Source organism: Stenotrophomonas sp. YJH_SMC_19, from assembly GCF_059367915.1.
Genome location: NZ_JCAFRI010000025.1, coordinates 1 through 12702 on the forward strand (window position 1 = coordinate 1; position 12702 = coordinate 12702).

At 68.2% G+C, this 12702-nt stretch carries 10 protein-coding genes; 7 read left to right on the forward strand and 3 right to left on the reverse strand.

The features are described 5' to 3' along the window. Nucleotides 1-189: 189 nt before the first annotated feature. Nucleotides 190-1206, reverse strand: a complete 1017-nt coding sequence (locus AC5P5R_RS19270) for a TIGR00266 family protein (protein ID WP_005407480.1) — start codon at nucleotides 1204-1206, stop codon at nucleotides 190-192. A 157-nt stretch (nucleotides 1207-1363) separates the two neighbouring features. Here AC5P5R_RS19270 and AC5P5R_RS19275 point away from each other — a divergent pair, with 157 nt between their 5' ends. Beyond that, on the forward strand, nucleotides 1364-3634 hold the full coding sequence (locus AC5P5R_RS19275; protein WP_012478680.1) for a TonB-dependent receptor: 2271 nt from the start codon (nucleotides 1364-1366) through the stop codon (nucleotides 3632-3634). A gap of 111 nt (nucleotides 3635-3745) precedes the next feature. On the opposite strand, the gene AC5P5R_RS19280 is transcribed toward AC5P5R_RS19275, so the two are convergent. After that, complete coding sequence (locus AC5P5R_RS19280; RefSeq protein ID WP_005411807.1) at nucleotides 3746-4585, reverse strand: acid phosphatase; 840 nt, start codon at nucleotides 4583-4585, stop codon at nucleotides 3746-3748. Nucleotides 4586-4848: 263 nt separating this feature from the next. On the opposite strand from AC5P5R_RS19280, the gene AC5P5R_RS19285 reads away from it, so the two are divergent. Both AC5P5R_RS19285 and AC5P5R_RS19290 read left to right on the forward strand, forming a co-directional pair. Next, nucleotides 4849-5727 (forward strand): lipase family protein, encoded by an 879-nt coding sequence (locus AC5P5R_RS19285; RefSeq protein WP_049459879.1) that lies wholly within the window; start codon nucleotides 4849-4851, stop codon nucleotides 5725-5727. 11 nt (nucleotides 5728-5738) lie between these two features. Continuing rightward, nucleotides 5739-6941 carry a DUF4785 domain-containing protein gene (locus AC5P5R_RS19290; RefSeq protein WP_012478681.1) on the forward strand — a complete coding sequence of 401 codons (1203 nt, stop codon included), beginning with the start codon at nucleotides 5739-5741 and terminating at the stop codon, nucleotides 6939-6941. Between the two features lie 183 nt (nucleotides 6942-7124). Here AC5P5R_RS19290 and AC5P5R_RS19295 read toward each other — a convergent pair whose 3' ends face one another. Continuing rightward, nucleotides 7125-7946 (reverse strand): ABC transporter ATP-binding protein, encoded by an 822-nt coding sequence (locus tag AC5P5R_RS19295; RefSeq protein ID WP_012478682.1) that lies wholly within the window; start codon nucleotides 7944-7946, stop codon nucleotides 7125-7127. Nucleotides 7947-8097: 151 nt separating this feature from the next. Here AC5P5R_RS19295 and AC5P5R_RS19300 point away from each other — a divergent pair, with 151 nt between their 5' ends. From AC5P5R_RS19300 to AC5P5R_RS19315, 4 genes are all read left to right on the forward strand, one after another. Next, nucleotides 8098-9300: a DesA family fatty acid desaturase gene (locus AC5P5R_RS19300; RefSeq protein ID WP_044569304.1), complete on the forward strand. Its 1203-nt coding sequence runs from the start codon at nucleotides 8098-8100 to the stop codon at nucleotides 9298-9300. Further along, nucleotides 9297-9629, forward strand: coding sequence for an EF-hand domain-containing protein (locus tag AC5P5R_RS19305; RefSeq protein WP_099485085.1), 333 nt, complete (start codon nucleotides 9297-9299; stop codon nucleotides 9627-9629). The genes AC5P5R_RS19300 and AC5P5R_RS19305 overlap by 4 nt, the downstream gene beginning before the upstream one ends. Nucleotides 9630-9648: 19 nt before the next feature. Continuing rightward, a complete protein-coding gene (gene mutM, locus AC5P5R_RS19310; RefSeq protein ID WP_062606866.1) occupies nucleotides 9649-10461 on the forward strand; it encodes a bifunctional DNA-formamidopyrimidine glycosylase/DNA-(apurinic or apyrimidinic site) lyase in 813 nt (270 codons plus the stop codon). Nucleotides 10462-10567: 106 nt separating this feature from the next. Continuing rightward, on the forward strand, nucleotides 10568-12172 hold the full coding sequence (locus AC5P5R_RS19315) for an OpgD/OpgG family glucan biosynthesis protein (protein WP_012478684.1): 1605 nt from the start codon (nucleotides 10568-10570) through the stop codon (nucleotides 12170-12172). The last annotated feature ends 530 nt before the right edge of the window (nucleotides 12173-12702 follow it).

The window sequence follows — 12702 nt, forward strand, 5'->3', positions numbered from 1 at the left end:
CATGGGGCTGCCGGCCAGCGGCCGGCACTACCGGGATGCGTGCCAAGGTCCATGGGGTTGCCGGCCAGCGGCCGGCACTACCGGGATGCGCGCCAAGGTCCATGGGGCTGCCGGCCAGCGGCCGGCACTACCGGGATGCGCGCCAAGGTCGATGGGGTTGCCGGCCAGCGCCGACACGACCGGAGGCGGTCAGAAGCGGTTGTCGCCGTCCAGCATCCGGCCCAGGCCGCCCAGTACCGAACCCTCGCCGCGGTTCTGGCCACCGCCCTGCGGCGCGGCCATCCACATGCGGCCGGCCAGGCGCGAGAACGGCAGCGACTGCAGCCAGACCTTGCCTGGGCCGGTCAGCGTGGCCAGGAACACGCCCTCGCCGCCGAACAGCATGCTCTTGATGCCCGCAACACGGCGCACGTCCATGTCCACGGTCGGGTGGTAGGCCACCACGCAGCCGGTATCCACGTCCAGGCGCTCGCCGGCAGCCAGCTCGCGTTCCACCACGCAGCCGCCGGCGTGGATGAACACCCAGCCGTCGCCTTCCAGCTTCTGCATGATGAAACCCTCACCACCGAACAGGCCGGTCATGATCTTGCGCTGGAACTGCACGCCGATCTGCACGCCGCGCGCACCGGCCAGGAAGCTGTCCTTCTGGCAGATCAGGCGGCCGCCGTGCTGGTCCAGTTTCATCGCCAGCACCGTGCCCGGGTAGGGCGCGGCGAAGGCGACCTTGCCCTTGCCGTGCCCGCTCTGCGTGTAGACGGTGGCGAACAGGCTCTCGCCGGTCAGCACGCGCTTGCCGGCGGCCATCACCTTGCCCATGAAGCCGCCGCCCTGGTCGCCGTTGGCGGCGCCGAACACCGTGTCCATCTGTACCGTGGCGTCCTTGAACATCAATGCACCGGCCTCGGCGATCGCGCTCTCGCCGGGGTCGAGCTCGATCTCCACGAACTGCATTTCATGGCCGACGATGCGGAACTCGATGTCGTCGGCGCGGCCGCTGGCGCCGACGGGGACCGGCGGTGGGGTGTTGGGCATGCCCGGGGCCACCGCCTGCAGCTCGGCCACCTCGGCGATCGGTGTCCACCCGCTCATGCCCTGGCACCAGGCCAGCGCGCGCGGATTGGCCTGCGCGTAGCGGCGCGCGGCCTCGTCATCAAGCGGGCCGATGCGCTCGGCCTGGGCGGAGGCATGGAAGTACCACTGGGTCATGGCGGCGGGTCCGTCGCGTTGGAAACCCCGAGTCTAGCGAGCGCCCGGGGCGCCGGCGACGGGGCCATGAACGGCGGGCATTTGCGGCGTAGGTGCTGTATTGCAACAATTATCTGGTAGCGCCGTTTTACCACCCCTCCAAACACAGCCTACCGCCATGTCCCCGACCCGTACTTCCCGTGGCCGCCTTCCGGTCGCGCGCCCCCTCGTTGCCGCTCTTTCCGCCCTGCTGCCGCTGGTAGCAGCCGCTCAGGAAACCCCCGCCGCCAAGGATCCGGTTGCCCTCGATGCCCTGCAGGTGACCGCGCAGCGCCGCGTCGAGAACGCCAAGGACGTACCGGTCGCACTGAGCGCGATCCAGGGCGAGAAGCTGGATGTGCTCGGCTCGGCCGGCGATGACATCCGCTTCCTGGCCGCGCGCGTGCCCAGCCTCAACATCGAGTCGTCCTACGGCCGTGCCTTCCCGCGCTTCTACATCCGCGGCCTGGGCAACACCGATTTCGACCTCAATGCTTCGCAGCCGGTGTCGCTGGTGTATGACGACGTGGTGCAGGAAAGCCCGCTGCTGAAGGGCTTCCCGCTGTTCGACCTGGCCAACGTGGAAGTGCTGCGTGGCCCGCAGGGCACGCTGTTCGGCCGCAACACCCCGGCCGGCGTGGTCAAGTTCGATTCGGCGCGACCGTCGCAGGATGCCGACGGCTACGTGCGCGTGGGCTACGGCAGCTACAACAGCTGGAACGTGCAGGGCGCCTACGGCGGCCCGCTGACCGACCGCTGGTCGGCACGTGTCTCGGCGATCTACCAGCGCCGCGATGACTGGGTCGACAACACCCGCGCCGGTGCCCCCAACAGTGGTTTCGAAGGCTATGACGAAGCCGCCGGCCGCGTGCAGTTCCTGTACGAAGGCGACGACTTCGAAGCGCTGTTCAACCTGCACAAGCGCAAGCTCAACGGCACCGCCCGCCTGTTCCGCGCCAACATCATCCAGAAGGGTGGCAATTCGCTGGTCGAGAACTTCGACCGCGACAAGGTGGCCAACGACGGCGTCAACTTCTCCGACCTGGAAACCTGGGGCGGCAGCGCGCGCCTGCAGTGGAACCTCGGCTCGGTGACGCTGCACTCGATCACCGGCTACGAAACCGCCGAATCGCTCAACCGTGGCGACATCGACGGTGGCTACGGCGCGGCCTTCCTCGGTGCCGGCAACTATGGGCCGGGCCTGATTCCATTCTCGTCGGAGTCGGCCGACGGCCTGCCGCACCACCGCCAGTGGACGCAGGAAGTGCGGATCGAGTCCAACGAGTGGGGCCGCTTCGACTGGCAGGCCGGCGTCTTCTACTTCGATGAAGACGTGACCATCAACAACTTCAACTACGACTCGCTGACCCCGGGCAATCCACAGACCGGCCACGTGGTGCAGAACCAGCGCAACAAGGCGTGGGCGGTGTTCGCTTCGGGCGACTTCGATGTCACCGATCGCTTCAAGCTGCGCGCCGGCGTGCGCTACACCCAGGACAAGAAGGACTTCAGCGCCAGCGTGCTGCAGGCCGTTCCGTTCGGCACCCCGGTCAGCGGCCCGTACCTGGCCAACACCGACGTCAACGACGTCAGCTGGGATGTCAGCGGCGTCTACAAGCTGACCGACGACATCAACGCCTACGCCCGCGTGGCCAAGGGTTTCCGCGCACCGTCGATCCAGGGCCGCCTGGCCTTCGCGCCGGGCCTGTCGCAGGCCGACTCGGAGAAGGTCCTCTCGTATGAAGCCGGCATCAAGGCCGACCTGTTCGAGCGCCGCGCGCGCCTGGGCCTGAGCGTGTTCCGCTACAACGTCGATGGCCAGCAGCTGATCGCGGTGGGTGGCAGCAACAACACCGCCACCCTGCTCAACGCCGACAAGACCATCGGCCAGGGCGTGGAACTGGACCTGGAAGCCTACCTGGCCGACAACGTCCTGCTGACCTTCGGCAGCAGCTACAACGACACCGAGATCAAGGACAAGGATCTGGCGGTGGCGATCTGCGGCGGTGGCTGCACCATCAACGACCCGACCACGGTGATCAACGGCCAGACCTATGCGCTGGTGAACGGCAACCCGCTGCCGCAGGCGCCGAAGTGGATCCACAACGCGACCCTGCGCGTGGGCTTCCCGCTCAGCGATGGCAGCGAGCTGTACGCCTACACCGATTGGGCCTACCGCAGTGCGGTGAACTTCTTCATCTACGAGTCGCCGGAATTCCGCGGCCGTAGTTCGCTGGAAGGCGGCCTGCGCCTGGGCTACAACTGGGATTACGGCCAGTACGACGTGGCCGTGTTCGGCCGCAACCTGACCAACCAGACCCGCGTGGTCGGCGCGATCGACTTCAACAACCTGACCGGCTTCCTCAACGAGCCGCGTACCTGGGGCGTGGAGTTCACCGCGAAGTTCTGATGCGGTGGCTGCGTTGATGCAATGAAAAAGGGCCGGCGCAATGCCGGCCCTTTTTCCTTACGCCCATTGTAGTGCCGGCCGCTGGCCGGCAACGAGTGATCCGGCGCGCGCTTACAGCGCGCTCTGCGGGCGCACCTTCAGCACCGCGTTCTCGGTAGTGCAATCGCGGCTGGAGTGCAGGCCGGCCTTGCGTGCGGCCGCGATTTCCTTGCGTGCGGCCAGCAGGTCCTTGTTGAATGCAGCGTTGTCGTGCAGGCGGGCCACCGCGGCGGCGCCCATGAAGCGGCCTTCGAGGATGTCGCTCTGCCAGTGCACGTTGCAGACCAGGCGGCTCTCGCCGTAGTTGCGGCCACGGGCCTGGATGGCATCGGCGCGGTCCGGCGCGATCTCGGACAGGATCAGTGCCCAGGCCCAACCGATCGAGGTGTGGCCGGACGGGTAGGAACCGTTCTTGCGCAGGCCTTCCTCGTCCTTCGGCGAGCAGGTCGGTTCACCATTGACCATGAACGGGCGCGGGCGCTGGTAGTGGTTCTTGGCCGCCTTGGTCGCCGCACTGGCGTCGATCCGGCTGCGCTCCAGCAGGCGATACAGCGCCGGGGTCTTCACCGCATCGACGTCGATGTCGGCGGCGCAGGAGAAGTGGTTGGCGCCTTCGGGGAAACCGAGTTCCGCATCGACACCGGCCTGGGCGAAGCGCGGGCTGCCACGCAGCGCGCGGGCTTCACGGCTGACCTGCTCGTCCAGGGCGAGCGCGGCCGAACCGGCCACCGGTGGTGCCGGTACCAGGTCGAGGCTGGCCGGAACCGCGCTCTTGTCCAGATAGCCCACCGCCTTGGTGGTGATGTTGGCTTCGACGGCGGTCGGCTTGGTGGCGGTGGCGGCACAACCGGCCAGGGCCGCGACGACGGCAAGGCCGAGCAGCGGGCGGGCAGGGTGGGAAATCAGCGACATGGACAGGCTCCGGGAGAGAAAACAACGCGCCATGATCGCAGCCCCCATACGACACTGCAGTGGCCATCGGTCATACGGCCAGACCCGGCATGGTCATTGTCGCGATATGAAAAGCGTCATCGTTTGACGTCAGTCTCCTGATTCCGGGCGCAGCGCACGGACTTTCACGCCGCTGCACCGCGAGCATCGGCACAACGGCAAGCGCCAGGGCCGTCCAGTTCCAGCCGGGTCGGGGGGGATCCGAAGACAGAGGGAGAGAAGCGATGCGCAGCACCGCAACAGGAAGTACCGTCCTGGCCCTGCTCCTCGGGCTTGCAACAGCGCCGGCGCAGGCCGCCGACGTGGTCGGCGTGGCCTTCGTGCATGGCACCGGCGCGCAGACCAACGCCACCCAGGACTACTGGCAGCCGGCGATCATCGACACCGTGCGCCAGGGCCTGCCGAACAGCAGCAACTACGTGGTCATCAACTGTGACTTCACCCAGTACATGTGGAAGCCCGAAGCTGCCGGTTGCCTGGCCAACCAGCTGACCAGCTTCATCGACAGCCGTGGCATCACCCAGCTGGTGGTGATCACCCATTCCAACGGCGGCAATGTGGTGCGCTGGATCCTGTCCAACCCGACCTACGACAGCCGCTATCCGAAGATCATCCGCACGGTGCGCAAGGTCACCGCGCTGGCACCTTCCTCGGCGGGTACGCCGTTGGCCGATGCGGTACTCAACGGCAACACCTTTGAAACCTCGCTGGGCTGGCTGCTGGGCTACAAGAACGACGCGGTGCGCCAGCAGCAGGTGGCGAGCATGGCCACCTACAACGCGCAGAACCTGTATGGCACGGCCGGTCGCCCAGCGCTGCCCAAGCCGTTCCGCGCGATGGTCGGTAGCGACGTGGAATCGGCGGTGTGGGACAGCAACAGTTACTGCGGCGGCTATGCCGCCAACGTCGGCCTGGAGTTCACCCAGAACTGGCTGTCGTCCTGCTCCGATGGCTTCCTGGAGTGCAGCAGCCAGAAGGCCGCCGGCACCACCTGGTTCACCGACAAGGCGCGTACCCAGGGCGCAGAACCGCTCAGCCACAACCAGAGCCGCCGCGAGTGCTTCGGCCTCGGCACCCTGCTGCGCAACGACCTGACCCAGTGAGGGAGACGACCATGACGATTCAATCCACCCTGCTGGCCGGCGCCGTGCTGGCAGCACTGTCCCTTTCCGCAGCGCAGGCCGCGCAGCCGCTGCAGGCCGCCCGCGCAGGCGACCAGGTGCCCGCGGCGCTGGTTGCCGCGCCGTTGCCGGCCGATGACAGCGAACGCGCACCGCTGTCCTTCGCCTGGGCCTTGGACCCGGCGCAATCGTTGCAGGCGGCGACTCCGTATGCCTCGGTCAGCCGCAGCTACTGGCAGCAGGTCGATGGCACGCAACTGCAGCGCGGCCTCGATCTACCGCTGACGGCCGCCGATGCGGTGATCCAGCTGAGCCCGGCAGAAGGCGCGCGTGCAGTGCCGGCCAACTCGCTGCAGGTGCGCGACCCGGCAGGCCGCAGCAGCGTGGCCCGCAGTGTCGACGCGCGCGCGCTGCAGGAGGCCGGTATGCCGGTGAGTGATGGCAGCAGCATGCTGCGTACCGGCGCGACCAGTGCGGCCGGTGCGTACACGCTGCAGAGCGCGCAGGCACAGGGCCGCTACGTGGTGCAGGTACTGGAGCCGAACAGTCCGCTGCGGCTGGAGGTGCAGGCCAACCAAGGGCAGGTGCTGGCCGGTGGCAACCTGCAGCTGCAGGCGCGCCTGCTGGAAGACGGCGCTACTCCCGCAACGCTGGCCTCACGCCGCAGCAGCCTGGGCGGTGAAGCGTTGCTGGTTGCGCCGGACGGCCGCAGCTGGCCGCAGCGCCTGCTGCGCACCACCGATGGTGCCCTGCGTGCGCAGGTGCGGATTCCGGCTGATGTCGGCAACGCGCAGGGGTTGTGGGAGCTGCAGGTGTTCGCCCAGGCCGATGGTGTGTTGCGCGATGGCAAGGTCGCCTTCGCGGTGGCGCGTCCGACCGCGCGCTTCAGTGGCCAGGCGGCGCCGGACCCGGCCAGTCGACAGGTCGCACTGCCATTGCAGGTAGCCGCCGCTGGCCGCTACGAGGCGCGTGGCACGCTGTATGCCACCGGCCGCGATGGCCAGCTGAAGCCGGTCGCGCAGGCGCATGCGGCCGCGTGGTTCGATGGTCCGGGGCGTGGCCAGCTGGTGCTGCCGTTCGACCAGGCCGCATTGCCGGCCGGTTTCGGTGCGCCGTATGAGCTGCGCGACCTGCAGCTGCAGGATCAGAGCCGGATGGCACCGATCGAGTCACGCGCGCTGGCGTTGAGGTTCTGAGCAAGGCGGTGGCGGGCCGGAACATCCGGCCCGCTGCACCGGCATGGCGACGGAATGGCATCGCGACGGGAATGGCGTGACGGCGGGAATGACATCACGACGGGAATGACACCACGACGGGGTAGAGTCGGTCTCCCAGGCCTGTCGGTTTCCAGGCTCCTTGTTTCCCCCGAGGGCTCCGCCTCACCCCGCGTACGCGGTCAGCCGGCCTTCCTGCTCGCACACGGTGATCGGGCCACCGAACACCGCCGACAGCGGCGCGCTGCGCAGCAGTTCGGCGCGGGTGCCATCAGCCAGCACACGGCCGTCGCGCAGCAGCACCACGCGTTCGATCTCGGGAATGATCTCTTCGATGTGGTGGGTCACCAGCACCAGGGTGATGCCCTGCTGCGCCAGCACCCGCATGGTCGCCACCAGCTGCTCGCGGGCGACCAGGTCCAGCCCGGTGGAGGGTTCGTCCAGCAGCAGTGCCTGCGGCCGATTGACCAGCGCGCGGGCGATCAGCACGCGGCGGGTCTCGCCGGCCGACAGCTCGGCATAGGCGCGTTCGCGCAGGGACAGGGCGCCGGTCATCGCCAGTGTCTCGCCGACGCGCGTGCGCATGTCGGCGGTCACTTCGCGGAAGGCCGGCACCACGTAGCTGGCGAAGAAGCCGGACAGCACCGCCTGTTCCACGGTCAGCCCGGGCATGTCGGCCAGATTGCTGCTGAGGTCGCCGGTGACGATGCCCAGCTGCGAACGCAGCCGGTCCACCTGCCAGCGGTTCTGGCCCAGCACCTTCACCGCCACCGAGCCGTCTCCCTGTGCAAGGGGATACAGTTCGCGGGTGATCAGCTTGATGAAGGTCGACTTGCCGCAGCCGTTGGGGCCGAGCAGGGCGGTGTGCTGGCCCTGCGCGATGCGCAGGCTGAGCCCGTGCAGCACCTTCACCTGGCCGCGCACCACGGTGGCGCGGTCCAGTTCGATCAAGGGGGGCAGCTCCGCAACGGACGGGGCGGCAGTCATGGTGCTGGCGCGTGGATCAAGGCTCGACAACTCAGGTCCCCAACTGTGAACGGTGCCACGGATGACGGTGGCAATCACCGCCGCAGGGATGCAGTTTGCAACGCAAGCGCCCATGATGTCTGCCATCCCCGCGTCGATACGGAGAGCCGCCATGCCCGATGCCCTGATGTCCCTGTTGACCGGTGGTGTGCTCGGCCTCGGCTGGTGGGCCATGCTGGGCGTGCTGCTGGTCTTCACCCAGATCACCATCTTCTCGGTGACCCTGTACCTGCACCGCAGCCAGGCCCATCGCGGCGTCGATTTCCACCCGGCGCTGGCCCACGTGTTCCGTTTCTGGCTCTGGCTGACCACCTCGATGATCACCCGCGAATGGGTGGCCATCCACCGCAAGCACCACGCCAAGGTGGAGACCGAGGACGACCCGCACAGCCCGGTCACCCGCGGCATCGGCACGGTGTTCTGGCATGGCGTGGAGCTGTACCGGGAGGCACGCGGCATGCGCGCGGACATCGAGCAGTACGGGCGCGGCACCCCGGATGATGCGATCGAGCGCCACCTGTATACCCCGCACGCCACGCTGGGCCCGGTGCTGCTGCTGGCGATCAACAGCGTGCTGTTCGGCCTGCCCGGCGTGGCCCTGTGGGCGATCCAGATGGCATGGATCCCGTTCTGGGCGGCCGGCGTGGTCAATGGCCTGGGCCACTGGTGGGGCTACCGCAACTACGAATCGGCCGATACCTCCACGAACCTGACGCCGTGGGGGTTCTGGATCGGTGGTGAGGAGCTGCACAACAACCATCATGCCTTCCCCAGCTCGGCGCGCTTCGCGATGCGGCGCTGGGAGTTCGACATCGGCTGGAGTGCGATCCGCCTGCTGCAGGCGCTGCGCCTGGCCAAGGTGCTTCGCGTTGCACCGGCCATGGACGTACGCCCGAACATCGCCGTGCCCGATGCCGAGACCCTGAAGGCGCTGCTCTCGCACCGCTTCCAGGCGATGACCGACTACCAGCGCAACGTGTTCATGCCGGCCCTGCGCGAGGAAGCCGCCCACGCTGGGGCCAAGCTGCGGCGCCTGCTGCCGCGCCGGCTGCGCCGTGGCCTGGTCAACGATGGCCGCTGGCTGAAGCCGGACAGTCGTGCCCAGCTCAGCGAATGGGTGGCACAGCGCCCGCGCATCCGCACCCTGGTCGAGTACCGCGCGCGGTTGGCGGCGCTGCTCGAGGCCCGCGGCCACGATGCCGCCGAGCGCCTGCACCAGCTGCAGGCCTGGTGCCGCGAGGCCGAGGAAAGCGGAATCGCGGCGCTGCAGGCCTACGCTGCGCGATTGAAGGGCTACAGCCTGGTGGGCGCGTGAGGGCAGGGTACGGCGTTCTGCTGGCGGTGCTGCTGCCGGGTGCGGCGCTGGCCCAGGTCACCGATACCACCAGCTACCTGCAGCGGATGGACAGCGATGGCGACGGCAAGGTCAGCGAGGCCGAGTACGTGCAGTGGATGCTGTATGCCTTCGACCGCATGGACCGCAATGGTGATGGCGTGCTGAGCGCCGAGGAGCTGCCCGGTGGCAAGGGCAGGGCGATCCGCCGCGAGCAGCAGCGGCAGGTGATCGTGCAGCGCTTCCACAAGCAGGATGCCAACGGCGATGGCGTCCTGGATGCCCGTGAACTGGGGGCGCCGCCACGCTGAGCGGGCGTAGAATCGGTTCATGCCTGAACTGCCCGAAGTCGAAACCACCCGCCGCGGCCTGGCGCCGCACCTGCAGGGCCGCCGCGTGCATGGCGTGATCCTGCGCCGCGCCGACCTGCGCTGGCCGATTCCGCCGGAAGTGGCCGAGCTGCTGCCGGGGCAGCGCATCGAGGACATCCGCCGTCGCGCCAAGTACCTGCTGCTGGACACCGCCATCGGCAGCGCCGTGCTGCACCTGGGCATGTCCGGCAGCCTGCGTGTGCTGCCCGGCGATACCCCGCTGCGCGCGCACGACCATGTGGATATCAGCCTGGACAACGGCCGCCTGTTGCGCTTCAACGACCCGCGCCGTTTCGGCAGCCTGCTCTGGCAGCCGGCCGGCGAAGTCCACCCGCTGCTGCAGGGGCTGGGCCCGGAGCCGCTGGACGATGCCTTCGACGGGGACTACCTGTTCTCCCGCAGCCGTGGCCGCAGCGCGCCGGTGAAGACCTTCCTGATGGACCAGGCGGTGGTGGTGGGCGTGGGCAACATCTACGCCGCCGAGAGCCTGTTCAAGGCCGGCATCAGTCCGCTGCGCGAGGCCGGGAAAATCTCGCGCGAGCGCTACCAGCGGCTGGCCGATGCGGTGAAGGAGATCCTCGGCTACGCCATCACCCGTGGTGGCACCACCCTGCGTGACTTCATCAGCCCCGATGGCGCGCCGGGTTACTTCGAGCAGGAACTGCTGGTGTACGGCCGTGACGGGCTGCCCTGCCCGAACTGTGGCCGCGCGCTGAAGCACGCCACCATCGGCCAGCGCGCCAGCGTCTGGTGCAGCCACTGCCAGCGCTGAGGCGGGCGGCCAGCGGCAGCTGAACGGGCAGGGCACGTCTCCGCTGCCCGTTAACGTTTGTCTGCCTATGATGGCCGACCTTCCCCTCTGTGCCTGACGCGCCTGCATGCAACGACGCGACTTCATCCGCAATGCCTCCCTCGCCCTGGCTGCATTCGGCCTGCCGTCCCTGCCCGCGTGCGCGGCCAGCAGGAGCGGCCAGATGGGCCTGCGCCGCCTCGGCCAACCGCAGCCGTTCGACTTCGCCACCCTGAAGGGCCAGGCGCGCGCGCTGGCACAGGCGCCCTACAAGAGCCACAAGCGGGTGCTGCCGGGCCGCCTGGAAGGGCTGGACTGGGACCAGTACCAGTCGATCGGTTACCGCCAGGACCATGCGCTGTGGGCCGACCAGCCGGGCAAGTTCCAGGCCAAGTTCTTCCACCTGGGCCTGTACTTCCATTCGCCGGTGCGCATGTTCGACGTGGTCGACGGCAAGGCGCAGGAGCTGGCCTATGACGGCGCGGCCTTCAACTACGGCAAGAGCGGCATCAAGGACGGCGAGCTGCCGGCCGATCTCGGCTTCGCCGGTTTCCGCCTGAACACCCGCAAGGACACCGATCGCGATTTCGCCGCCTTCCTCGGCGCCAGCTACTTCCGCGCGGTCGGCAAGGAAGGCCAGTACGGCCAGTCCGCGCGTGGCCTGGCAATCGATACCGGCATGGGCAAGCCGGAGGAATTCCCGGACTTCATCGCCTATTACCTGGAGCAACCCTCGGCTGATTCGGACACGATCGTGGTCTACGGCCTGCTGGATTCGCCCAGCGTGGCCGGCGCCTATCGCTTCGCGATCACCAATGGCGACGTGCTGCTGATGGACATCGACAGCGCGCTGTACCCGCGCAAGGCGATCGAGCGGTTGGGCATCGCCCCGTGCACCAGCATGTACCAGGTGGGTGAGAACGACCGCCGCATGGCCTGGGACTGGCGCCCGGAGATCCACGACACCGACGGCCTGTCGCTGTGGACCGGTGCCGGCGAGTGGATCTGGCGGCCGCTGCTGAACCCGCGCAACCTGCGCTTCAACATGTTCGTCGACCGCAACCCGCGTGGTTTCGGCCTGCTGCAGCGCGACCGCAACTTCGACCACTACCAGGACGACGGCGTGTTCTACGAGAAGCGCCCGTGCCTGTGGGTGGAGCCGAAGGGCGAATGGGGCGAGGGCTCGGTGCAGCTGGTGGAGATCCCCACCGTGGACGAGACCTTCGACAACATCGTGGCGTTCTGGAACCCGAAGGAAAAACCACAGCCGGGCCAGGAACTGCTGGTCGGCTACCGCCTGTACTGGGGTGCCGAACCGCCGGCACGGCCGCCGCTGGCGCACTGCGTGGCCAGCCGCACCGGCCTGGGTGGCGTGGTCGGCAAGAAGCGCGAGTACTTCAGCTGGCGCTTCGCGGTGGACTTCGAAGGTGGCGAACTGGCCAGGCTGATCGACAAGGGCGAGGTCGAGGCGGTGGTGGAAGCCAGCCGCGGCCGGGTCGAGATCGTGTCGGCGCGTCCGCTGCGCGAGATCAACGGCTACCGCGCGATGTTCGACCTGGTGCCGCCGGAGGGCAGTACCGAGCAGATCGACATCCGCCTGTTCCTGCGCAGTGGCGGCAAGACCCTGACCGAGACCTGGCTGTACCAGTACACCCCGCCGCCGGCGGGTGCGCCGGAGCGCACGCTGTACTGAGTGGTTTGGGATTGCAGGGCTTGCAGCCCTGCACCTGCAGAGGCCAGAGCCGAAGCAACGGCAGAAGCTGGTTTCCTGTGGGGAGGCGGGGTGGGTCCGGTGGCGGGAGACGCCGTAAACCCGTCCATGGGGGCTTGGCCGCGGCATCCATGCCGCGGACACTCCCGCCACCGGACCCACCCCGCCTTCGACAGACCTCCGCGATCTGTCGGAGCACGGGGTCGGAACCCGTTGCTGCGCAACGGGCTCTGATCCCAGATGAATTTCGATAGATGAATTTCGATATCTGACAGATGTGCCGACCAACGGTCGGCACCCACCAACAGCCGCGGGGATCTGTCAGAGGTGGGGCGGTGTGGGTGGGCAGGACCGTTGGCGCCATGGATGGCGCCATCGAGCCCCCAGGGACGGGTTTACGGCGTGTCCTGCCCACCCACACCGGCCCGCCATCCCACGGAATGCCGCTTTGGCTTTGGCTTTGGCTTTCGCTTTCGCCGTTGCCGTTGCGTTGAGCAGGTGCAGGGCTGCAA